Genomic DNA, 22452 nt, shown 5'->3' on the forward strand with positions numbered 1-22452 from the left:
GACGGTCTCCCTCTCAGCCCTGGTGCGGGTAGCGCACGGAGGTCGGCGGCACGAACGTCTCCTTCACCGAGCGCGGGCTGGTCCAGCGCTGCAGGTTGAAGATCGAGCCCGCCTTGTCGTTGGTGCCCGAGGCCCGCGCGCCACCGAAGGGCTGCTGGCCGACGACGGCACCGGTCGGCTTGTCGTTGACGTAGAAGTTGCCCGCGGCGAACCGCAGCGCCTCGGACGCCTTCGCCACGGCCGCGCGGTCGTTGGCGATGACCGCGCCGGTCAGCGCGTACGCGGCCGTCTCGTCGACGAGCTTGAGCACGGCGTCGAAGTCGGCATCGTCGTAGACGTGGATCGAGAGGATCGGGCCGAAGTACTCGGTCGAGAAGATCTCGTGCTTCGGGTTGTCCGACACCAGGATCGTCGGCTTGACGAAGTAGCCGACGCTGTCGTCGGCCGTGCCGCCGGTGAGCACCTCGACCGAGTCGTCGGACGCGACGCGCTCGAACAGCGCGGTGTGCTTGGCGAACGCACGCGCGTCGATCACCGCGCCGCCGAAGTGCGACAGGTCGGTGACGTCGCCGTAGGACAGCGCCTCGGTCTCGGCGACCAGGCCGTCCTTAAGCTGGTTCCACAGGCTGCGCGGGACGTACGCGCGCGAAGCGGCGGAGCACTTCTGGCCCTGGTACTCGAAAGCGCCGCGGACGAGCGCGGTGCGCAGGACGTCGAGGTCGGCCGACGGGTGCGCCAGGACGAAGTCCTTGCCGCCGGTCTCGCCGACCAGCCGCGGGTAGGAGCGGTAGCCCGCGATGTTCGCGCCGACCGTGCTCCACAGGTGCTGGAACGTCGCGGTCGAGCCGGTGAAGTGGATGCCGGCCAGGTCGCGGTGGGTCAGGGCGACCTCGGAGACGGCCTTGCCGTCACCCGGCAGCAGGTTGATGACGCCCGGCGGCATGCCCGCCTCTTCCAGCAGCCGCATCGTCAGGTGCGCGGCGAACGACTGCGTCGGCGACGGCTTCCACAGCACCGTGTTGCCCATCAGCGCGGGCGCGGTCGGCAGGTTGCCGGCGATCGCGGTGAAGTTGAACGGCGTGATCGCGTAGACGAAGCCCTCCAGCGGGCGGTGCTCCATCCGGTTCCACACGCCGGGCGAGCTGATCGGCTGCTCGGTGAGGACGCGGCGGCCGAACTCGACGTTGAAGCGCCAGAAGTCGGCGAGCTCGCAGGCGGAGTCGATCTCGGCCTGGGTCGCGGTCTTGGACTGGCCGAGCATGGTGGCGGCGTTGAGCGTGGCGCGCCACTTGCCGGTGAGCAGGTCGGCGGCGCGCAGCAGGATGGCGGCGCGGTCGTCGTAGGACAGCGCGCGCCACTCCGGCGCGGCCTTCGCGGCCGCCGCGATGGCGTCGGTGGCGTCCTGCTGCGTGGCGCTGTGGATGGTGCCCAGCACGTGCTGGTGGTTGTGCGGCTGGACGACGTCGATCTTCTCGCCGCCACCGGGGCGCTGCTCGCCGCCGACGGTGACGGTCAGGTCGATCGGTTCCGCCTGGCCCAGCCGCTTGAGCGCACCCTCGAGTTCGGCGCGCTCGGCGCTGCCCGGCGCGTACGTCAGCACCGGCTCGTTCTTCGGGGCGGGGGTCTGGGTCACGGCGTCCACGGCGGCTCCTCTGCTTTCCGGCTGGATGCCCGAACGGTAACTCCGGACACCGCCCAGCGGCTTGTTCGAGCGGCTAAAATCGCCCGTATGATCTTGGCCGATCGGATAACTCGACGATGACCTCGCTGCGGCACGTGCTGGCGACGCTCGGCGAGCCCTTGGTGGAGGTCGTCGTGGCCCCGCACGGCCTCGGCGTCCCGGTCGACGACGTCGTCATCCTCGACCCCGAAGACCCCCTCGAAGCCTCTCCCGGCGACCTGGTGCTGGTGATCGGCGCCCGCGGCCGGGCGGCGGCGCCCGCGATCCGGGCGGCCGGGCGCGGCGGGGCGGCCGCGGTGGCGGTCAAGGGCGCGACGGGCGCGGACGTCGCCGCGGACGCGGGTGTCGCGCTGCTGACCGTCGGCGCGGAGGCCCGCTGGGAGCAGGTCGAGTCGTTGGCCCGCGGCGTCGTCGAGGCGGCCCGCGCGGGCGGCGAGGCCGCCAGCGGCGAGGTCCTCGGCGACCTGTTCGCCCTGGCCCAGACCATCGCGACGCTCACCGGCGGCCTGGTCAGCATCGAGGACACGGCCAACCGCGTGCTGGCCTACTCGCGCGCGGGCGACGAGGTCGACGAGCTGCGCCGGCTGTCGATCCTCGGCCGCGAAGGCCCGGAACGCTACCTCGCGATGTTGCGCGAATGGGGCGTCTACCAGCGGCTTCGCGCCGGCGAGGGGATCGTGCGCATCGACGAGCGGCCCGAGCTGGGCATCCGCCGGCGCATCGCGGCGGGCATCCACGCGGGCAAGCAGCCGCTCGGCACGATCTGGGTCCAGGAGGGCACCCAGCCGCTCACCGAACGCGCCGAGACGGCCCTGCTGGGCGCGAGCCGAGCCCTGGCACCCCAGCTGATCCGCGCGCGCACGCTGCCCAGTCCCGAGCTGCGGCTGCGCGAAGACCTCCTGGCGAGCCTGCTCGAAGGGCGGCTGGACGCCGAGAGCGTCGCCGACGACATCGGCGCGGACCCGTCCCGGCCGGCGCAGGTGCTGGCGTTTTCCCTGGACCGCCCGGACAACCGGCAGCTGCGGCGGGCCGAGCTGGTGCACCTGATCGCCGTCCACACCGCGGCCTACCGGCGCAGCGCGCTGGTGAGCGTGGTCGGCGGCCGCGTCTACGCGCTGCTGCCGGACCTGCCCGAGCATTCGGACGCGGCGGTGCTGGCCCTGGCCCGCGAGATCGCCGGCACGGCCCGGCGGCACCTGGACGTCCCGGTGCGGGCGGCCCTCGGCGGCGTCGTGCCCCGGCTGTCGGACGCGGCCGCCTCCCGCGGGGACGCCGACCGCGTCCTGGCCGCGATGGCCCGCGGGCACTGGCCCGCCGACGTCGCGTCCCTGGCCGACGTCCGCGCGGAGGTGCTGCTCTCGGAGGTCCTGGCGTTCCTGGGCGGGCAGCCGCGCATCCGCGACCCGCGGCTGACGGCCCTGACCGAGCACGACGCCGAGCACGGCGGCATCCTGGTGCCGGCGGTGCTGGCCTGGCTGGACGCGTTCGGCGACGTCCGGGCGGCGGCCCGCGCGCTGAACATCCACCCCAACACCGTGCGCTACCGCGTCCGGCGGGCCGCCGAAGTGTCCGGTGTGGACTTCGACGACCCCGCGCAGCGCATCCTCACTCAGCTGCAGCTGAGGCTCTGACCCTGCTAGCTTCGCCGTGGTGGATCTCTTTTCGCGCACGTGGGCGGCGTTGCGCGCCGCGGTCGCGTCCTTGCCTTCCCCGGAGTTCGCCAAGCCGTCGGGCTGCCGGGGCTGGCTGGTCCGGGATCTGGTGTGCCACCTGGTGATCGACGCGCAGGACGTCCTGATCACGCTGGTCACGCCGGCTTCTTCGGCCGTGACGCACGACTCGGTGACGTACTGGGCCCTCGCCGACACGCTCCCCTCGGGCGAAGACCCCCTGGACGCCCTGATCGTCCGGCTCGCGGCGGCCTACGAGGATCCGGCGCTGCTGAAGTTCCACCTGGACGACGTCGGCGCGGCGGCGGGCCGGGCGGCGGACCTGGCCGACCCGGCCACGCGGGTGTCGACGCAGGACATGGTCCTCACGGCGGGCGACTACCTGGCGGCGTACGTGCTGGAGTGGACGCTGCACCACCTGGACCTGGTGGCGCACGTGACGTCGGTGCCGGGTCCGCCCGCGGAGGGACTCGCGCGGACCCGGGAGACGCTGGAGAAGATCGCGGGCCAGGCGTTCCCGGAGTCGTTCTCGGACACGGACGCACTGCTGGTCGCGACGGGCCGTCGTGCTCCCACGGACGACGAGCGCGAGGCTTTGGGCGACCTGGCCGCACGGCTGCCGTTCGTGCTCGGGTGATCGTCTGGCTGAACGGCACGTTCGGCGCGGGCAAGACGACGACCGCGCGCGCACTGGCGGCGTTGCTGGCCGCCCGCACGTTCGACACGGAGTTCGTCGGCTACCTGCTGCGCACGGCGTTCCCCGAGCCCGCCGGCGACTTCCAGCACCTGCCGCTGTGGCGGCAGCTGGTCGTCGAGAACACCGCGCGGATCCACGAGCACGCGGGCACCCTGGTGATCCCGCAGACCGTCCTCGTCGAGGCGTACGCGAGCGAGATCTTCGACGGCCTGGCCACGCGCGGCATCGCCGTGAAGCACTTCGTCCTGCACGCCTCGCCTGACGAGCTGCGCCGCCGGATCGACGGCTCCGAAGACACCGTGGCCCGGCAATGGCGGCTCGACCACATCGAGCGCTACGGCGAGGCCCTGCCGTGGCTGCGCCGGTCCGCGACCGTGGTCGACACGCACGAGAAGCCGGCCGCCGAAGTGGCGGCGGAGATCGCCGCGGCGGTGCTCGGGTGAGGCAGGGCGCCCTGCCTCACCCGGCTCACCTCACGCCCTGACCAGGCTGAACCGGCGGCGTTCCACGTCGACGCGGTCGATGCGGACGCTCAGCCGGGTTCCCGGCTCCGGGGCGGCTTCGGTCACCAGCAGCCCGTGGACGCCGGGGGCGACTTCGACGAACGCGCCGAAGGGCAGCACCCGCGCCACGACGCCGTCGAGCACCCCGCCCTCGGCGTGGGCCGCGACGAACTCCGAGAAATCGGACATGCGATTCACCTCCTTCCCGCGCACGTCCCGATGACGGAAGTACGTGCGGAGGCGGCGGGCCACGGGCCCGCCCGGAGGTCACGGCTCGGCCGGGTACCCCGTCTGCTCACGGCTCGAGGCCGACCCGGCAGTCACCCGGAAACCGTACCCGGCGGCCGGGGAAATGTGCACCGTAATATTCCCACCGGGTAGGTCGGCAATTCGGTGTCGAATCACGAAATGGGGACGCGAAGCCCTGCGAGATCGGCGAGCGCCGCGAAAGAATCGAGGCGCGCGGATTGGTCGTACGCCGCGGTCGTCACGAGGACTTCGTCGGCCCCCGCGGCCTCGACGAGCGTCCCGAGCCGGCCCTCCACTTCGGACGGCGTGCCGGAGATCTGACCGGCCAGGGTCTCGTCGAGCCGGCGGCGCTCGCGGTCGGTCATCGGCCGCGCCAAGACTTCCGCGGGCGGGTCCAGGGGCGGGAAGACGCCGTGGGAGCGCGAGTAGACCGTCGCCCACGCCTCGGAAACGAGGAGCCGGCGCGCGTCGGCCGCCGAGTCCGCCACGGCGATCGCCGACGACACCACGACGTACGGCTCGCTCGCCCACTCCGAAGGCCGGAAGCCGTCGCGGTAGCGCGTCACGGCTTCGGCCAGCGCGCGTTCGCCGCGCACCGGCGCGATCACCAGCGGCAGCCCGAGCTCCGCGGCGAGGTCCGCGCCGGACCCGGTGGCCAGCAGGAACGGCGGCACGCGCAGCCCTTCGGCCGGGTAGGCGTGCACCCCGGGGTACGGGGACGAGCCGGTGAAGAACCCGAGCAGCTCCCGGATCTGCGCGCCGAAGTCGTCGGCGGCTTCCTTGCCGTGGCCGAGTGCTTCGCGGACGCCCGCGGTGAAGCCGACCGACCGTCCCAGCCCCACGTCGATCCGGCCCGGGTACAGGGCTTCCAGGACACCGAACTGCTCCGCGACGACCAGCGGGCGGTGGTTCGGCAACATCACCCCGCCGGTGCCGACGCGGATCCGCGACGTCGCACTCGCGACGGCGGCGGCCAGCACGGTCGGCGCGGACCCGGCGACGCCGGGCACGCCGTGGTGCTCGGACACCCAGAACCGGCGGTAGCCCAGCCGTTCGACATCGGCGGCGAAGCCGACGGTGTCCCGCAGCGCCTGCGCGGTCCCGCCGCCGCGCCGCACGGGCGAACGGTCGAGCACGGAGAACCTCACCCCGGGTGCAACGCCCGGCGCGGGACGGGATTCCCGTCAGGGGCGCCAGCGCTCGCTGTAGTCCGGGTGGTCGGTGTAGGGCAGGGCCAGCAGGCGCAGCGTGAGGCACCAGTTGGAGCCGGCCTCGTCGGCGGGCACGTGGCAGGTCTCACACCAGTATTCGCTGCCGTAGAGCGGAAAACCGGGCACCTTCTCCGACACCGTGGTGCGGTGCGCGAGCAGGATCCGCCGCGTCGCCTCGATCTCGTTGATCATCTGGTTGACCGCGTCGAGGTCGAGGTCGGTCAGCCCGCGGATCTTCTGTTCCACGGCGACCTTCGTCTCGCCGCGGTTCATCGCGTCGCCGGCCTTCGACTTGTTGACGGCCTGCATGATCATCGCCTGCCGGGCACCCACCCGCGCGGCGAGGAATGCGATCAGGTCGTCCACGCACGGCCTCCCTCGGACTCGCCCCCGGGACATGTCCCCGGGGAGTCGTCGATTCGGGACCGCACGTTACGCGCTCGAAGCCGAAGATCGTGATCCCGGCGGCGGCCGTGCGGCATTCGTGACCCGAAAGGCGACAGCACGCGCTTGATCGCTCACTCCGGGTTTACGCCGCGCATTGCACGAGCGCGTATTCGGGCGTTTTCGGACCGGCCGGTGACGCTCGGCACGGCTGTGGCGTCCATTACAGCTCGTGTCGATCACGGGCATTCCGGTGCCGCTGAGTGACGCGGTCCGTTTCAGTCGTTGCGGGCCTTGCTCGGCTGGACCCGCTTGGGCTCGCCCGGCATCTTCGGGTAGTCCGGCGGGTACGGCATGTCCCCGAGCCCGTGGTCGCGCAGGTCGCGGTCGTACCACTCCAGCGCCTTCTCCAGGCCGAACGCCTCCGCGTCCATCGGGGCGTGCAGGTCGCCGTGCTCGGCGAGGAACTCCGGGATCGTCAGCACGTCGAAGTCGTCCGCGTCGACCTCGGGCAGCAGGTCCCACGTCAGCGGCGTCGACACCGTCGCGCGCGGGGTGCCGCGGACCGACCAGCTCGAGGCCACCGTCCGGTCGCGGGCCGCCTGGTTGTAGTCCAGGAAGACGCGGCCGCCGCGCTCCTCCTTCCACCACGCGATCGTCGCCTTGTCCGGGACGCGCCGCTCGACCTCGCGGCCGAGCGCGATCACCGCGTGGCGGACGTCGACGAAGTCCCACTCCGGCCGGAGCCGCACCAGCACGTGCACCCCGCGGCCCCCGGACGTCTTCGGGTAGCCCGTCAGGCCGGCGTCCGCCAGCACTTCGCGGACCACCAGGGCGACCTCGACCGCGTCGGCGAACCCGGCGCGGTCCGGCGGGTCGACGTCGATGCGGAGCTCGTCCGGGTGGTCCACGTCCGCGCGGCGGACCGGCCACGGGTGGAAGTCGAACGTGCCCAGGTTCGCCGCCCACGCGAACACGGCGGGCTCGGTCGGGCAGACTTCGGCGGCCTTGCGGCCCGACGGGAACGTGATCTCGGCGGTCTCGAGCCAGTCCGGCGCGCCCTTCGGCACGCGCTTGGCGTAGAACCACTCCCCTTCGACGCCGTCGACGTAGCGCTTCAGCGTCGTCGGCCGCTCGCCGATCGCGCGCAGCAGCGGTCCGCCGACGGTGATGTAGTGCTCGACGACCTGCCGCTTCGTGATGCCGCGCTGGGGGAAGTACACCTTGTCCGGGCTCGAGACGCGGACCGTGCGCCCGCCCACCTCGTACTCGACCGGGTCACCGTGCTTGGGCATGCGGCCAACCTAGCGGCGATCGCGCCCGCCGTCGTCCGGCGACGTGCCGTCGTCTGTAGGCTGGAGCGGGTGTCCGGCCGCACCAAGCTGATCGTCGCGCTCGCCGTGCTCGCCCTCTTCGTGGCGGCCGCGGTGCTCCTGCCGATCCCCGGTCCGGCCGACCTGCGCGCGTGGGCGGCGGCCACCGGCCCGGCCACCCCGCTCGTGCTGCTCGTCGCGTACTCCCTCCTCACCGTCGCGCCGATCCCGCGCACGGTGTTCAACCTGGCCGCCGGCCTGCTGGTCGGCACCGCGGCCGGGATCGCCATCGGCCTGGTCGCCACCACCATCGCGGCCGGCCTGTCGTTCGGCCTGGCGCGCCTGCTCGGCCGCGACCTGGTCACCCGGCACCTGCACCGCTCGGCCGTGAAGACGGTCAACGACCGCCTCTCCGGCGGCGGTGTCCTGGCGGTCACCTCGCTGCGGCTGATCCCGGTCGTGCCGTTCGCGCCGTTCAGCTACCTCTGCGGGGTGTCCTCGGTGCGGCTCGGCCCGTACCTGGCCGGTACGCTGCTGGGCAGCGTGCCCGGCACCGTCGCCGTGGTCGTCCTCGGCGACGCGCTCACCGGCGACACGCCGCCCGCGCTGCTCGTCTGTTACGGCGTGTTCGCGCTGGCCGGAGCGATCGGGCTGGTCAAGGTGTTCAAGAAACGGGCACCGGCGGCACCGGTCCCCGAACCGGAGCCCGCCCGACCGGCTGGCTGACGCGAACAGCACACGGCCGACCGCTACACTCGATCGGGTGCGCGAAGCGGAAACGCGCTGAGCAGGGCCACCAATCACCGGGAATTTCGTCAGGAGCAGTCGCCATCGACACCGGTCAGCTGATCGCGGGGCACTACCGCCTCGTCGAGCACATTGGTAGCGGTGCCATGGGAGTCGTGTGGCGCGCCACCGACGTGCGCCTCGAGCGCACCGTCGCGATCAAGCAGATCCTCCCCCAGCCGGGCGTCTCCGAGACCGAACGCGACAACATGCGCCAGCGCGCGATGCGCGAGGCGAAGAACGCGGCGCGGTTCCAGCACCCGAACGCGATCGTGGTGTTCGACATCGCCGAGCACAACGGCGACCCGTGCCTGGTCATGGAGTACCTGAACGGGCCGAGCCTCTCGACCATCCTGGCCGAGGAGGGCACGCTCCCCCTCGGGCGCGTCGCCCGGATCGGCGAGCAGGTCGCCTCCGCGCTGGTCGCCGCGCACCGCGCCGGGATCGTGCACCGCGACGTCAAGCCGGGCAACATCCTCATCGACGAGACCGGCACCGCGAAGATCACCGACTTCGGCATCTCGCGCGCGGCCGGCGACATGACGCTGACGGCCACCGGCCTGATCGGCGGCACCCCGGCGTACCTGGCGCCCGAGCTGGCGCGCGGCGCCGACCCGGTGCCCAGTTCCGACGTCTTCGCCCTCGGCGCGACCCTCTACCAGGCGATCGAGGGCACCACGCCGTACGGCAACACCACCAACCAGCTCGCGCTGCTCTACGCGGCGGCGAACGGGCAGATCAACCCGCCGGTGCAGGCGGGCGGCGCCACCGCGCTGCTGATGAGCCTGCTGCGCAGCGAGCCGGGCGAGCGGCCGTCGATGGCCGAGGCCCGCGAGCGGCTGGCCGCGCTGGCCCGCACCGAGCCCGGTGGCGCTTCGGCGTCGCCGCCGCTGCTGGCCGGGGGTGTCGGGGGCCGCAAGCCCGCCGAGCCCCCCGCCGACGGCGGCGACCGCCCGCCGTGGCAGCGCACCGACCAGCCCGCCCCCTCGTCACCGCCGGTCGGCACGCCGGTGCCCGCGGGCAAGGCGCCGTCGAACCCGCCGCGCCCGACCGCGGCGTTCATGCCGATGCGGTCCCCGGCCGCGCCGCCGAACACCCCGCCGAGACCGATGCCCGCGGCCGCGCCGTCGGCCAGGGCCCCGCAGTACTCGTCGAACGCTTCGAAGCCGGACAACAAGCGCAAGTACGCGATCTTCGCCGGCGCGGGTGCCGCGGTCGTGGTGGTCGCGGTCATCGTGTTCCTGGTGCTCAACTCGAGCAGCGGCGGCACCGGCGGCACCACGAACGCGCAGTCGCCGAACCAGTCCACGGCCGGGCAGACGCCCCCGAAGTCCACTGGTTCGGACGACGCACCGGCGTCGGCCAAGCTGGGCCAGACGCCGTCCGAAGGCAAGATCACCGACTACGGCCAGGCCGGCCGCCTGCTCACCGACAGCTACTACCCGAACCCGGGCGCGGGCTGGAGCATGCTGACGCCGGCCGCGCAGGCGGTCTACGGCTCGCAGGCCGAGTACACGGCTTACTGGAACGACCACAAGGGCGAGCTCAGCGGCTGGAAACAGGCCAAGGCGGCGGGCAGCGGCGCCGACGGCTCGCTCAACCTGACGATGGAGCTGAACGGCACCCGCCGGGCGTACCACATCGTGCTGATGAACGGGCAGCTGATGATCGACAGCAACACCAAGCTCGACGCGAACCCCGACACCGGCCTCTGAGACTTAACGCGCCGCTGGTGGGCTGGGGGCCACCGATGGCTTACCGTGGAGGCATGGCCGGAGACGGAGCTTCGCTGCCGGGCCAGAATCCTCGCTTCCACGAGGACCTGGTCGGCCTGGACCCCTACGACCCCGAAGCACGGGCGTTCGCCGAGCACCTGGACCGGATCGAGCGCTGCGGACCCAACTACACGATCGAGGCCGCGCTGGACGGCGTGGCCGATTTCGCCGACTCCAGCAACCGGCTCGGCGGGCTGCGCTACTGGGTGTCGGCCCTGATCGTGGTGCTCATCGTGCTCGGGGTGATAGTCGCCGCATGGGACATCGTGGTGCACGCCCTCGCGTGGCTCGCGGCGTAACGTGGATCGGGTGAAAGGTATGAAACCCGTTGTCGGCGCGACCCCGCGCGTCGTGAAGTCCGAGCAGGAGTGGCGGACGCAGCTGAGTCCCGACGAGTACGCCGTCCTCCGCCAGGCGGGGACCGAACGGCCGTTCACCGGTGAGTACACCGACACCAAGACCACCGGCGTCTACGAGTGCCGTGCGTGCGGTGCCGAGCTGTTCCGCAGCGACACGAAGTTCGAGAGCCACTGCGGCTGGCCGTCGTTCTACGACCCGGCCGACTCCGACGCCGTGCTGCTGCGCGAAGACCGCACGATGGGCATGAAGCGGATCGAGGTGCTCTGCGGCTCCTGCCACAGCCACCTCGGGCACGTCTTCGAGGGCGAGGGGTACGCGACCCCGACCGACCAGCGCTACTGCATCAACTCGATCTCGCTGAAACTGGTACCCGAGGCGTAAGAACACCAGCAGCCTAAATCCACCTCAAGCCGACAACCACCGCCCTTCCTCGAACGTAGTCTCCGCACACGGACGAGGGAGGGCGGAGTCATGACCGACACCTGGGGCATTCCCGGACCGGTTTTCGCGGGCCTCTACCTGGGCCTGCTGGTGCTGCCGGCGCTGTACGCCGCGCTGCGCACGCTCGTCCTGCGGCGCGGCCGCCGGGGCGTCTCGCCGCAGTCGGCCGAAGAGCTCGCGATGCTGACCGGCGGCCGCACGCGTGCCGGAGAGGTCGTCATCGCGCGGCTGCTGGACCAGCAGACCGTCCGGATCGACGGCACCGGCCGGCTTTCCCGCGTCAAGGGCTCGGCCTCCGACGACCTGGGCCGCGCGGCGGTGCTCAAGGTCGGCAAGCACGGCTCCTCGGTCGAGCGGGTGCGCGCGACCGTCGCCGACCACCCGGCGCTGCGGGAGCTGGAGACCGCGCTGACCGGCCGGGGGTTGCTCGCCGACGCGCGGAAGGTCCGCTCGACCCGGGTGAGCACCGCGGTGGCGTACTGGCTGCTGGTGGTCTTCGGCGTGGTCCGGCTGATCGCCGGGGCGAGCACCGGGCACCCGGTGGGGTACCTGCTCGGCCTGCTCGCGGTCGGCGTCGTGGTGGCCGTCGCCGTGACCGTCAAGGCCCGGAACTCCCCGCCCGCCAAGGCCACCGCGGCCGGCCGGGCGGCCGCCGAAGAGGCGCGCCGCGCCGGCACGCTCGTCGCGGGGCCGGCCGGCGCGGTCGCGGCGGGCGGCTTCGAAGCGCACCCCGAGAAGGACGTCCGGCTGGCCGTCGACCGGGCCACGCAGCAGGCGGCGCGGGCCTACGCCCACCGTCCGCGCAGTCGCTTCGCCGGAGCCGGGGGCGGGGCAGCCGTCGGCTACTACGGCGGCAGCTCGTGCGGCGGTGGCGGCAGCTCCTGCGGTGGCGGGGGCGGCGGCTGCGGAGGCGGTGGCGGCGGGGGGTGCGGCGGTTGAAACGCCGACGCGAGCGCGTGCGTCTCACAGCTACGGTAACGGCAACTCACTGAGGGGAGACGGGCGATGGACGACCCGTGGGGCATCTCCGGACCGGATTTCGTGGTCCTCTACATCGCATTGCTCATCGCCGTGCTGCTGGTCCGCGTCGTCGTCTCGGGCGTCGCGACCAGCCGTGCGGCCCGCGCGGACTCCGCGCTGCCCGGCCCGCAGCCGACCGTCTACCAGCTCGCGTTCCTCGCCGGCGGCCCCGACCGGGCCGTCGACACGGCGATCGCCGCGCTGGTGGACCGCGGGCAGCTGCGCGTCAACAGCTACAAGCAGATCAGCCAGGCGGGGACGCGGCCGTCCGAGCCGCTGGAGCAGGCGGTCTTCGACGTCGCGCAGCTGAAGACGACTTCGGCGATCCGCGCGCAGGTTCGCGGCTCCGCGACCATGCGTGCCCTGGAGGACGGCCTCGAGCAGCGGGGGCTGCTGGCCTCGGCGGCCCCGAAGCGGCAGGCGCGGACGTTCGGGCTCGTCCTGCAGCTGGCCGTGCTGGTTCTCGGCGTGGTCCGGCTGGCCAACGGCATCTCGCTGGGCCGTCCCGTCGGGATCCTGGTGTTCCTGGTGGTGGTCGCGGCCGTGCTGACGCTCGTGGCCGCGGTCCGGCGGTCGAAGACCGGGGCCCGGCAGCCGTCGGCGGCGGGGCACCGCCTGCTCGGCCAGGCGAGGTCCGCGGCGAGCGGGCCGGTGCCGGCCGGGATGCTGGCGGGCGGCGTGCTCCTCGGCGGGGCCGCGGCCGCGGTCGCCCTGGGCGGCTGGGCGATGTACCCGGACGAGGAGCTGAGCGCGGCCCTGATGCCGCCGGTGACGTCCTTCGGCGGCGGCGGGTCGTCGGGCGGGTCGTCCTGCAGCAGCTCGTCGTGCAGCAGCGGCTCTTCGTGCGGTGGCGGCGGCTGCGGTGGAGGGGGCTGCGGTGGGTGAGCTCGGCATCGGCATCGGCTGGCGGCACGAGCTGGACCTGTCCATCGCGCGGCTGCCGGGCGTCGACTGGGTCGAGGTCGTCGCCGAGAACCTGCACGCCGACCACCTGCCGGAGACGCTCGTGGCGCTGCGGAAGCGCGGCCTGCCGGTGCTGCCGCACGCCGTCTCGCTGTCGCTCGGCGGGGCCGAACCCCTCGACACCGGGCGCGTCCAGCACCTCGCCGAAGTGGCGCGGGCGCTGGACGCGCCGCTGGTCAGCGACCACGTGTGCTTCGTCCGCGCGGGCGGGCTCGACTCCGGGCACCTGATGCCGCTCCCCCGCACCCGCGACGCCCTGGACGTGCTGGTGGCGAACGTCCGGCTGGCCCAGTCCATCGTGGACGTCCCGCTGGCGCTGGAGAACATCGCCGCGGTGCTGGACTGGCCGGACGCCGAGCTCACCGAGGAGCAGTTCCTGACCGAGCTCACCGAACGCACGGACTGCCGGCTGATCATCGACGTCGCCAACCTGTACGCCAACGCCCGCAACATCGGCACCGACCCGGTGGCGTTCCTCGACGGCATCCCGTGGGAACGGCTGGCGTACGTGCACATGGCGGGCGGCATCGAGCGTGACGGCGTCTACCACGACACGCACGCCCACCCGGTGCTGCCGGAAGTCCTGGCGCTGCTGGCGGAACTGCGGCGCCGCACGGACCCGCCGGGCGTGCTCCTGGAGCGCGACGACGACTACCCGACCGACGACGAGCTGGCCGCGGAGCTGGCGGCCCTGCGGGCGGCGGTGACGGGGTGAGCCGCGAGGAGCTGGCCCGCCGGCAGGCGGAGCTGCTGCAGGCGCTGCTGGCGGACGGCCCGGCGCCGGCCGGCTTCGACGCGTCGCGGCTGCGCGTGGAGGCGAACGTGTTGCGCCGCAAGCACGGGAAGGTGCTGGCCTACCAGCGCCCCGAGCTGGCTGAGGCCCTCGGCGAGCGGTTCGGGCCGCTGTTCACGGCGTTCAACGCGGCCCGGCCGAAGCGCGACACCGAGCGGTCCGGGGCCTACGCGGACGAGTTCGTGACGTGGCTGGTCGCGCGCGGGCACCTGCCGAAGCCGCGGCGGAGCCTGGTTTCCCGCCTCCGCCGCCGTTAGTCCACAACTGCGCCGCCTTGTGGACAACCAGGCTCGGATGAGGCGTTCTGTCGGCCGCCCCGGTCGAACCCATGATCCGGGGTGGTTGTCACTGGGTCTGGTGGCACCGAGGGCCGCGAGCCCCGTCCCGACCCGATCAGCAGGGCCTACTACGACCGCACACGCGCCGAGGGCAAGGAACACAACGCCGCCCTCATCTGCCTGGGCCGCCACCGCTGCGACGTCCTCGACGCCGTGCTCCGAAACGGCACCCGCGACCGACAAGGCCCCTGCTGCGGCTGGACAACCGCATAGGGGCACCTCTCTGGGAGTGGCGGGGGCTGCGTCAGGGGTTCCAGGTCGGCTTGTCGACACCCGGCAGCCGGGTCCCGAAGTCCCAGTGCGGCTCGGCGCCCGGCAGCCCGCCGGCCATCCGGACCCGCGTCAGCCGGCCGTAGCCGCTGTCCGCCTCCTCCAGCAGGTCGCTGTAGTCCACTTCGGACGCCGTGGGATCCTTGCGCCCCAGTGAATCCAGCCACCGGCCGGTGCCCGCCAGGGACAGCCGGGCGCGCCAGGTGCCGCCGTCGGTGACCTGGTGGCGCAGGGCCGTCATGATCGCCGCCGCCGCGAGCCAGCCCGTCGCGTGGTCCAGCGCCTGGACCGGCAGGGGCGATGGTCCGTCCGGGGAAAACGCGATGCCGTCGGACATCTGGACCAGGCTGTCGAACCCGCGGCGCCGCGCCCACGGGCCTGCCCAGCCGTACGCGCTCAGGTCCGCGATCACCAAGCCCGGCCGCAGCTCGGCCAGCTCCTCCGCGCCGAAGCCGATCCGCTCGAGAGCGCCCGGCCGGAACGACTGCACCAGCACGTCCGCCCGGCTGATCAGCTTCTTCAGCCGCGCGCGGCCGCCCTCGGTGTCCAGCGCGACGAACGCCGAACGCTTGCCCTGGCCGGTGTCGCGCACCAGCGCCTCGACGCGCGGCAGGTGCGCCGCGCCGACGTGCAGGACGTCGGCGCCGTGCGCGGCCAGCACCCGGCCGGCGACCGGCCCGGCGAGCACGTGTGTCAGCTCCAGCACCCGGACCCCACCCAGGGGACGGTCCGAGTAGAACAACGTCCGCTTCGGCGCCGCACCGACCGGCGCGAGGTCCACCAGCGGCAGCGAAGCCACGGCGGCGCCCTGCGGGTGGGCGGCCCAGTCCTCGGGCGAGCGCAGCTCGGCGGCCGCTCCCCCCGCGGAGACGACGGCGTGCTCGACCTCCCGCGCACTGCGTCCGGCGACGGCCTTCGCGACCGCTTCCCGGCTCCCCGGCACGCCGAGGCCCCAGCAGACCGCCGCTTCGTGACGCGGGTAGTTGCAGTGCAGGCGGACCCAGCCGTCGGCCGCGCGGTAGTTGCCCGACAGCGGCGCCCACATCGACTCGGCACCGACGCCGTCCACCCGCAGCAGCTGCTCGCTGTGGAACGCCGCCGCCGCGTGGCGGGTGTCCGCCGTGACGACGCCGGGGTCGATGTCGCGCAGCTTCAGCATTTCCGCGGCGGCCAGGGTGGCCACCGCGATCGACGCGGAAGCCGCCGCGGCCACCCGGTACGGCCCGGGCAGGACGTCTTCGGTTCCGGTCAGCTCGAACGGCCCCGGGTGCGAACCGGTGAGGGCGGTCCAGACGCCCTCGACTGCCTCGCGCACTACGGGAGGGCCGCGACGAGCTCGGCGGGCGGCACCCGGGTGCCGGTGTAGAACGGGATCTCCTCGCGCACGTGCCGGCGCGCTTCGGTGCCGCGCAGGTGGCGCATCAGGTCGACGATCCGGTGCAGCTCGTCGGCTTCGAAGGCGAGGATCCACTCGTAGTCGCCCAGCGCGAACGACGCGACGGTGTTCGCGCGCACGTCCGGGTAGTCGCGGGCTTCCTTGCCGTGGTCGGCGAGCATCTTGCGGCGCTCGTCGTCCGGCAGCAGGTACCACTCGTAGGAGCGCACGAACGGGTAGACGCAGACGTACTTGCGGGCCTCTTCCCCGGCGAGGAACGCCGGGATGTGGCTCTTGTTGAACTCGGCGGGCCGGTGCAGGGCGGTCTGGCTCCAGACCGGCGTCGCCGCGCGGCCGAGCGGGGTGCGGCGGAAGGCGGAGTAGGCGGCCTGGACCTGCTCGATCTCCTCGGCGTGCCACCAGATCATGAAGTCGGCGTCGGCACGCAGCGCGGAGACGTCGTAGACACCCCGGACGACGACACCCTTGGCCTCGAGACCGTCGAAGAACTCGGTCGTCTCGCGGCCCGCGGCCCCGCGGTCCTCACCCAGCCGGCCGGGCTCGATCCGGAAGACCGACCAGGTGGTGTAGCGGATGGTGTCGTTGAGCTCTTTGTGGTTGACCCGCGCCATGCATCCATCCTGTCACCGCGCCCGCGGCGTCGCCGCCACGGGGCACGTGAGAGCACTCACGAAGCGAGGTGCGCCGCGATCCGGTGCGCGGCGGCCTCCGCCGTCGCGACGCAGGCGGGCAGCCCGACGCCGTGCAGAGTCGCCCCGGCGACGGCCAGCCCGGGCACTTCCGAGACGGCTTTCTCGATCCGCTCGACGCGCTCCAGGTGCCCGGTGCCGTACTGCGGCAGCCCGCCGCCCCAGCGCGTCACCAGCGTCTCGATCGGCGCCGCGGTGATCCCGGTCAGCCGGGCGAGGTCGTCGCGGACCACCCGGACCAGCTCGACGTCGTCGGCCTGCAACGCGCCCAGCTCGCCGAAGCGCCCGACCGAGCCGCGGACGAGCACCGGGCCCGTCCCGAAGTGGGCCCACTTGCGCGAGGAGAACGTGAACGCCTTCGCCGCGTACGGCTTGCCCGAAGCGTCGCGTTCGCCGTGGCCGATCAGGATCCCGGACGCCTCCGGCAGCCGCGTGCCGGGCGGGAGCGCCAGCGCGACCACGGCCATCGAGGCCAGCTCGACCTCGCCGAACGCCACCGACGCGGCGGGCACCAGCTCGGCGAGCAGCCGCCGGGCCGAGGGCGCCGGCACCGCGAGCACGACCGCGTCGGCCTCGATCGTGTTGTCCGCGGGCGCGTGCGCGGTCGGCGCCGCGCCGATGCGCAGCCGCCAGCCGGCGCCGAGGCGTTCGACGTCGCAGACCGGCAGCCCGGTGCGCAGGTCGGCGCCGGACCGCTCGGTGAGCCGGTCGATCACCGTGCCCAGGCCGCCCGGAACGGTGCCGAACACGGGTGCCGTCGACGGGTTCGCGGGCAGCTGCGCCGCGGCCGCCGCCGTCAGCGAACCGGCTCCCGCGGCCACCGCCGCGGCCAGGCCCGGCATGGTCGCGCGCAGGCCGAGGCCGTCCGCGCCCCCCGCGTAGACGCCGCCGAGCAGCGGGTCGACGAGCCGGTCGACCAGCTCGTCGCCGAAGCGTTCGCGCAGCAGCGCCCCCAGCGGCAGGTCGCCGCCCGGCAGCCGCAGCTCGGGCAGCGACGGCTCGGCCTCGACGGCCCGCCGTCCCGCCTCCGACAGCACCCCGGCCACCGATTCGGCCGAGGCCGGGACGCCCATCACGGTGCCCGGTGGCAGCCCGGTGACACCGCCGCCGGCGTGGATCTTGGCGCGGGCCTGGGTCGGGTGCACGACGTCGAGGCCCAGCTCGCGGACCAGCCCGAGCATCTCGGGACGGCGGACGAGGAACGCCTCCGCGCCGACGTCGTAGGGCACGCCGGCCAGCTCGGCCGTCCGCAGCTTGCCGCCGGGGGTCTTGGTCTTCTCGAACACGACGATCTCGGCGCCGGGGCCGAGCAGGCGCCGCAGCCGGTACGCCGCGGTCAGCCCGGAGAGACCGCCGCCGACGACCGCGACGCGCGTCACAGCCCGTGCACCAGCCCGACCACGCGGGTCAGCACCTCGGGTTCGACGCCCGGCAGCACGCCGTGGCCCAGGTTGAAGATGTGGCCGTCGGCCGCTTTGCCTTCGTCGACGATCCGGCGGACCTCGGCCTCGAGCACCGGCCACGACGCGTGGAGCAGCGCCGGGTCGAGGTTGCCCTGGACGACCGCGTGGCCGCCCAGGCGGCGCACGGCTTCGTCGAGGGGGATGCGCCAGTCGACGCCGACGACGTCCGCGCCCGCGTCGCGCATCGCGGCCAGCAGCTCGCCGGTGCCGACGCCGAAGTGGATCCGCGGCACGCCGTACTCCGCGACACCCGCCAGGACCTTCGCCGAGTGCGGCAGGACGAACTCGCGGTAGTCCCGCTCGGACAGCGCGCCGGCCCAGGAGTCGAACAGCTGGACGGCGTCGACACCCGCGTCGAGCTGGGCACGCAGGAAGGTCAGCGCGGTGTCCGCGAGCTTCCCGGCCAGCTCGTGCCAGAGCGCCGGCTCCGAGTGCATCAGGGCCTTGGTGTGCTCGTGGTTGCGGCTCGGCCCGCCCTCGATGAGGTAGCTGGCCAGGGTGAACGGCGCGCCGGCGAAGCCGATCAGCGGCGTCTCGCCGAGCCGCTCGACCAGGAGCCCGACGCCCTCGGCGACCTTCGAGACCTGCTCGGCGGCCAGCTCGGGCAGCGCCTTCACGGCGGCCGGGTCGCGCACCGGCGTCGCGACCACCGGGCCGGTGCCGGGGACGATGTCGATGTCCACCCCCGCGGCCTTGAGCGGCACGACGATGTCGCTGAACAGGATCGCCGCGTCGACGCCGTGGCGGCGGACGGGCTGCAGCGTGATCTCGGCGAGCATCTCGGGGTCGAAGCAGGCGTCGAGCATCGGCACGCCCTCGCGCAGCGCGCGGTACTCGGGCAGGGAACGCCCGGCCTGGCGCATGAACCAGACCGGCGTGCGGGCCGGGCGTTCGCCGCGCGCGGCGGCCAGGAACGGGGCTTCGGGCAGCTCGCGGCGGCCGGACGGGGCGGCTTGCTGCGGCAGGGGCGTGGTCGGTGACATCGCCGTCAATCGTGCCACGTGCCCGGGAGGGCCCTTCCCTCGGCGCGCCTGCGCCCGCAACGGGGCGTGCCCGCCCTAAAGTCGATGCGTGACCGCGATGACGCCAGTGCCCGAACTCTTCCGCGAAGCAGTTTCGGCGCTGCAGTCCGTCCGGCCCCGCCGGGAGGTGCTGCTGGAGCCGATGCGCGCACCGCAGCGGCTCGCGCCGTGGTCGTACGCGGTCAGCTGCGAGGTCTCCGGGCCCGCGGACGTGCTGGCTTCGGGCCGGCTGGTCCTGCTGCACGACCCGGACGGCCAGGAAGGCTGGGACGGCGTCCTGCGGCTGGTCATGTACGTGCGCGCGGAGCTGGACCGCGAACTGGCGACCGACCCGTTCCTGCCGGCGGTCGGCTGGTCGTGGCTCACCGACGCCCTCGAAGTGTCCGGAGCGAGCTGGACGGCCCTGGGCGGCACGGTCACCGAGACGTCTTCGGCCCGCTTCGGCGACATCTCCGGCCCGGCGCGGACGGACGACCTGGAGCTGCGGGCGTCCTGGACCCCGACGGACGCCGGCCTGCTGCCGCACGGGCAGGCGTTCTGCCAGGTCATGGCCAGCGTCGTGGGCCTGCCGCCGGTCGGCGTGACCCTCTTCGGGCAGCGCCAGAGTTCCTGACTCCCCGGCTGTCGTGAGTGGTCGGGGCGGTGGCGTTCGGGCGATCGTCGGCAACGAATCGGCAACGGCGGCCGACCGGCCGCGTCGCTCACCGGGGCACCTTGTTGGAATGTGAGCAATTCTCACGTCCGCTGAACGCCGTCCAACCCATCGGGAACCCCCGGTCGGTCGCTGAGCGCCGCTCCACGCCCGCCGGACCGCCCGGACGACGGGCGACCCCGGCGAGCCGCCTCCGGCGTTCCTGAGGCCGTTTCACGTCCGCGAGAGTGCCCCGTTCGTGACGCAGCGCAGTCACACACCGCAACAAGATCAACTTGCCGTGACGGCTCCGGAGATCACCGCCGGACGACACGGACAGTCACGATTCCGCGCGTCCGGAGCCCGCGCGAGCACCCCGCCGCAAAGTTGATCATGCCCCGGCCGGAGCCACATTCCACCCCGCGGAGACCCCCATCCGGCCCCTCGTCACTACGCGCACCGGAAGCTGCACGGCTCATCTGCACGGCCATTTGGGCGCCGGTAACTTCTTTGCATCGTGTTCGCTGGGCTATCCGTTAGCAACCGGCCGTGTACTAGCCCGATCGTGTTACTCCGACAGCCCTGCGTGACTGTTCGTTTGAGATAGATACCCATTCGATCCCCCCGCGAAGGGCTCCGGGCGGCTACAGTGCCTTCGACGACACCACTTTCGGTCTAAAGCTGGCGCGGCTGAACGGCCGAAGGTCCCGGTGCCGGTCGGGGGGCACGACCGACTCCAGGGAGGTAGTGACGTGGCTACCGTCGGCATTTCTCAGGCCGTCCGATCCACGCCAGCCGGCGCGTTGCCGGCGAGCATGGTTCCGCACCCGCGGGAAGAGCTCTTTTCGGTATTGGTGGTCGACGACCACCCGCTGTTGAGGGAGGCAATCGCAGCAAGACTCGCACAGATGGGTGCGGGCACCGTCCACGAGGCCGCCACGGTGGCCGAGGCGAGGGCGCGAGCACAGGCCACCGGGCCTTGTGACCTGGCGATCCTCGATCTCGGGCTGCCCGACGGCAGCGGCATCGAGCTGGTTACGGAACTCCGTAGCCACGGCTGGCCGCGCGTGGTGGTCCTCGCGTCCTCGGACGATCCGTACGCGGTGCGGTCGGCCTTCCAGGCCGGCGCCCAGGCGTACCTGCTGAAGTCCGCGTCGCCGGTCGTCGTGACCGACGGCGTGCGGCGCGTGCTCGAGGGCGGCGTGTACGCCGACCCGAGCGTGGCTCCGGTGCTGGCCACCGGGACCCGCGTCGCGGGCACCGACAACACCCCGCGCGAGCTGTCCGCTCGTGAGGTGGAGGTGCTCCAGCTGGTCGCCGACGGGCAGTCCAACAAGGAGATCGGCGAGGAGCTTTCGCTCTCCGCCCTCACCGTCAAGTCCCACCTCTCCCGGATCGGGCGCAAGCTCGGCACGGGTGACCGGGCGCAGATGGTGGCGCTGGCCATGCGGGCCGGCGTGATCCGCTGACAAAGGCGAACCTCCCTGCGGGGCGGGCGGACCAGGCGCGGTACGCCCGTCCCGTAGGGTCGTCAGCTATGGGAAGTGCAGAGGCCGAGGACACCGGGATGGAGATCGAGTCCACGGGCGGCCCTGTGCTGCTACGCGAACCCGCCGAGGGCACGCCCCCGGTGGTCGCCGATCCGGTCGCGCTGGCGGAAGCCTGTGCGCGGCTGGCCGCCGGCAGCGGCGCGGTCGCCGTCGACACCGAACGCGCGTCCGGCTACCGCTACTGGCCCAAGGCCTACCTCGTGCAGCTGCGCCGCGAGGGTTCCGGCACGGTGCTGATCGACCCGATCGCGCTGGCCGACGACCTCGCCCCGCTGCGCGAAGTCCTCAACTCCCTGGAGTGGGTGCTGCACGCCGCCTCCCAGGACCTCCCCTGCCTCGCCGAGCTGGGCCTGCACCCGGCGGCGCTGTTCGACACCGAGCTGGCCGGCCGGCTGGCGGGCTACGAACGCGTCGCGCTCGGGACGCTCGTCGAGCTGCTGCTGGGCTACACCCTCGAGAAGGGGCACTCCGCGGCGGACTGGTCGAAGCGGCCGCTGCCGGTCGACTGGCTCAACTACGCGGCCCTCGACGTCGAGCTGCTCGTCCAGCTGCGCGAAAAGCTGGAAGCGGAGCTGGGCGCCCAGGGCAAGCTGGAGTGGGCGCAGCAGGAGTTCGAGAACGTCCGGCTGGCGCCGCCGCCCGCCCCGCGGGCCGAGCCGTGGCGCCGGACGTCGGGTGTGCACAAGATCCGCAGCCCCCGCGGCCTGGCGGCGGTCCGCGAGCTGTGGCAGGCCCGCGACGAGCTGGCCCGCAAACGCGACCGCGCACCGAGCCGGATCCTGCCGGACAGCGCGATCATCAACGCGGTGACGGCCGACCCGAAGACGGTCGAGGAGCTCCAGGCGCTCCCGGTGTTCAGCGGCCGGGTCCAGCGCAAGTACACGGCGAGCTGGCTCCGCCACCTCCAGGCGGCCCGGGCGCTGCCGTCTTCCGAACTGCCGGCCGCATCCCAGCCGACGGACGGCCCGCCCCCGGTGAACCGCTGGGCGGACAAGGACCCGGACGCGGCCGCCCGCCTCTCGGCGGCGCGCGCGGCGCTGGCGGCGATCGCCGAGGACCGCCGGCTGCCGGTGGAGAACCTGCTGCTGCCGGACCTGGTCCGCCGCACGTGCTGGCGCCCCCCGGCGGAGACCGACGAGGACTCGGTGGCCGCGGTGCTGCGTGCCGGAGGCGCGCGGCCGTGGCAGATCGAGCTGACCGCCACGGCGTTGAGCAAGGCCCTGCAGAGCACGGCTTCCTGAACGGCC

At 73.3% G+C, this 22452-nt stretch carries 23 protein-coding genes; 14 read left to right on the top strand and 9 right to left on the bottom strand.

Annotated features, from left to right (window positions below; translation table 11 throughout):
* Positions 1-13: 13 nt before the first annotated feature.
* A complete protein-coding gene (gene pruA, locus ACYVLJ_RS13475) occupies positions 14-1642 on the bottom strand; it encodes an L-glutamate gamma-semialdehyde dehydrogenase (protein WP_451973335.1) in 1629 nt (542 codons plus the stop codon).
* Between the two features lie 116 nt (positions 1643-1758).
* Between pruA and ACYVLJ_RS13480 the strand changes: the two genes are divergently transcribed.
* The 3 genes from ACYVLJ_RS13480 to ACYVLJ_RS13490 are packed head-to-tail and all read left to right on the top strand — an operon-like array spanning position 1759 to position 4491.
* Positions 1759-3312, top strand: coding sequence for a PucR family transcriptional regulator (locus ACYVLJ_RS13480; protein ID WP_460438861.1), 1554 nt, complete (start codon positions 1759-1761; stop codon positions 3310-3312).
* A 19-nt stretch (positions 3313-3331) separates the two neighbouring features.
* Positions 3332-3988: a maleylpyruvate isomerase N-terminal domain-containing protein gene (locus ACYVLJ_RS13485; protein WP_460438862.1), complete on the top strand. Its 657-nt coding sequence runs from the start codon at positions 3332-3334 to the stop codon at positions 3986-3988.
* Positions 3985-4491: an AAA family ATPase gene (locus ACYVLJ_RS13490; RefSeq protein WP_460438863.1), complete on the top strand. Its 507-nt coding sequence runs from the start codon at positions 3985-3987 to the stop codon at positions 4489-4491. The genes ACYVLJ_RS13485 and ACYVLJ_RS13490 overlap by 4 nt, the downstream gene beginning before the upstream one ends.
* Before the next feature lie 30 nt (positions 4492-4521).
* On the opposite strand, the gene ACYVLJ_RS13495 is transcribed toward ACYVLJ_RS13490, so the two are convergent.
* From ACYVLJ_RS13495 to ACYVLJ_RS13510, 4 genes are all read right to left on the bottom strand, one after another.
* Entirely contained in the window at positions 4522-4740 is a 219-nt protein-coding gene (locus ACYVLJ_RS13495) for a S1 RNA-binding domain-containing protein (protein ID WP_451973345.1), read from the bottom strand.
* 212 nt (positions 4741-4952) lie between these two features.
* Entirely contained in the window at positions 4953-5936 is a 984-nt protein-coding gene (locus ACYVLJ_RS13500; RefSeq protein WP_460438864.1) for an LLM class flavin-dependent oxidoreductase, read from the bottom strand.
* A gap of 48 nt (positions 5937-5984) precedes the next feature.
* Positions 5985-6377, bottom strand: a complete 393-nt coding sequence (locus ACYVLJ_RS13505) for a DUF6221 family protein (protein WP_451973349.1) — start codon at positions 6375-6377, stop codon at positions 5985-5987.
* Positions 6378-6673: 296 nt separating this feature from the next.
* A complete protein-coding gene (locus tag ACYVLJ_RS13510) occupies positions 6674-7690 on the bottom strand; it encodes a DNA polymerase domain-containing protein (RefSeq protein ID WP_460438865.1) in 1017 nt (338 codons plus the stop codon).
* Between the two features lie 69 nt (positions 7691-7759).
* Here ACYVLJ_RS13510 and ACYVLJ_RS13515 point away from each other — a divergent pair, with 69 nt between their 5' ends.
* The 8 genes from ACYVLJ_RS13515 to ACYVLJ_RS13550 all read left to right on the top strand — a co-directional run bounded on the left by ACYVLJ_RS13515 (position 7760) and on the right by ACYVLJ_RS13550 (position 14103).
* Positions 7760-8434, top strand: a complete 675-nt coding sequence (locus ACYVLJ_RS13515; protein ID WP_451973353.1) for a TVP38/TMEM64 family protein — start codon at positions 7760-7762, stop codon at positions 8432-8434.
* A 167-nt stretch (positions 8435-8601) separates the two neighbouring features.
* Positions 8602-10209 (top strand): serine/threonine-protein kinase, encoded by a 1608-nt coding sequence (locus ACYVLJ_RS13520; protein WP_460438866.1) that lies wholly within the window; start codon positions 8602-8604, stop codon positions 10207-10209.
* Positions 10210-10262: 53 nt separating this feature from the next.
* A complete protein-coding gene (locus ACYVLJ_RS13525) occupies positions 10263-10568 on the top strand; it encodes a hypothetical protein (protein ID WP_451973357.1) in 306 nt (101 codons plus the stop codon).
* 19 nt (positions 10569-10587) lie between these two features.
* Positions 10588-11010 (top strand): peptide-methionine (R)-S-oxide reductase MsrB, encoded by a 423-nt coding sequence (msrB, locus tag ACYVLJ_RS13530; RefSeq protein ID WP_451973359.1) that lies wholly within the window; start codon positions 10588-10590, stop codon positions 11008-11010.
* Between the two features lie 90 nt (positions 11011-11100).
* Positions 11101-12009, top strand: coding sequence for a TIGR04222 domain-containing membrane protein (locus tag ACYVLJ_RS13535; protein WP_460438867.1), 909 nt, complete (start codon positions 11101-11103; stop codon positions 12007-12009).
* A gap of 66 nt (positions 12010-12075) precedes the next feature.
* Positions 12076-12975, top strand: coding sequence for a TIGR04222 domain-containing membrane protein (locus ACYVLJ_RS13540; RefSeq protein WP_460438868.1), 900 nt, complete (start codon positions 12076-12078; stop codon positions 12973-12975).
* Positions 12968-13768: an MbnB/TglH/ChrH family RiPP precursor modification enzyme gene (locus ACYVLJ_RS13545; protein ID WP_460438869.1), complete on the top strand. Its 801-nt coding sequence runs from the start codon at positions 12968-12970 to the stop codon at positions 13766-13768. The genes ACYVLJ_RS13540 and ACYVLJ_RS13545 overlap by 8 nt, the downstream gene beginning before the upstream one ends.
* Positions 13765-14103: a hypothetical protein gene (locus ACYVLJ_RS13550; protein WP_460438870.1), complete on the top strand. Its 339-nt coding sequence runs from the start codon at positions 13765-13767 to the stop codon at positions 14101-14103. Before ACYVLJ_RS13545 ends, ACYVLJ_RS13550 begins: the two co-directional genes overlap by 4 nt.
* A 325-nt stretch (positions 14104-14428) precedes the next feature.
* Here ACYVLJ_RS13550 and ACYVLJ_RS13555 read toward each other — a convergent pair whose 3' ends face one another.
* From ACYVLJ_RS13555 to hemE, 4 genes are read right to left on the bottom strand one after another with little or no spacing between them, the layout of a single operon-like run.
* Positions 14429-15769: a CoA-transferase family III protein gene (locus tag ACYVLJ_RS13555; RefSeq protein ID WP_460438871.1), complete on the bottom strand. Its 1341-nt coding sequence runs from the start codon at positions 15767-15769 to the stop codon at positions 14429-14431.
* Complete coding sequence (gene hemQ / locus ACYVLJ_RS13560) at positions 15769-16461, bottom strand: hydrogen peroxide-dependent heme synthase (protein ID WP_451973371.1); 693 nt, start codon at positions 16459-16461, stop codon at positions 15769-15771. Before hemQ ends, ACYVLJ_RS13555 begins: the two co-directional genes overlap by 1 nt.
* 56 nt (positions 16462-16517) lie before the next feature.
* Positions 16518-17918 carry a protoporphyrinogen oxidase gene (gene hemG, locus ACYVLJ_RS13565; RefSeq protein ID WP_460438872.1) on the bottom strand — a complete coding sequence of 467 codons (1401 nt, stop codon included), beginning with the start codon at positions 17916-17918 and terminating at the stop codon, positions 16518-16520.
* Positions 17915-18985, bottom strand: a complete 1071-nt coding sequence (gene hemE / locus ACYVLJ_RS13570) for a uroporphyrinogen decarboxylase (RefSeq protein ID WP_460438873.1) — start codon at positions 18983-18985, stop codon at positions 17915-17917. The genes hemG and hemE overlap by 4 nt, the downstream gene beginning before the upstream one ends.
* Positions 18986-19073: 88 nt before the next feature.
* On the opposite strand from hemE, the gene ACYVLJ_RS13575 reads away from it, so the two are divergent.
* From ACYVLJ_RS13575 to ACYVLJ_RS13585, 3 genes are all read left to right on the top strand, one after another.
* Positions 19074-19637: a DUF3000 domain-containing protein gene (locus tag ACYVLJ_RS13575; RefSeq protein WP_451973377.1), complete on the top strand. Its 564-nt coding sequence runs from the start codon at positions 19074-19076 to the stop codon at positions 19635-19637.
* Positions 19638-20407: 770 nt separating this feature from the next.
* Entirely contained in the window at positions 20408-21124 is a 717-nt protein-coding gene (locus ACYVLJ_RS13580; RefSeq protein WP_033261886.1) for a response regulator, read from the top strand.
* 98 nt (positions 21125-21222) lie between these two features.
* Positions 21223-22446 carry an HRDC domain-containing protein gene (locus tag ACYVLJ_RS13585; RefSeq protein ID WP_460439132.1) on the top strand — a complete coding sequence of 408 codons (1224 nt, stop codon included), beginning with the start codon at positions 21223-21225 and terminating at the stop codon, positions 22444-22446.
* The last annotated feature ends 6 nt before the right edge of the window (positions 22447-22452 follow it).

It is taken from the genome of Amycolatopsis stemonae (assembly GCF_054781455.1).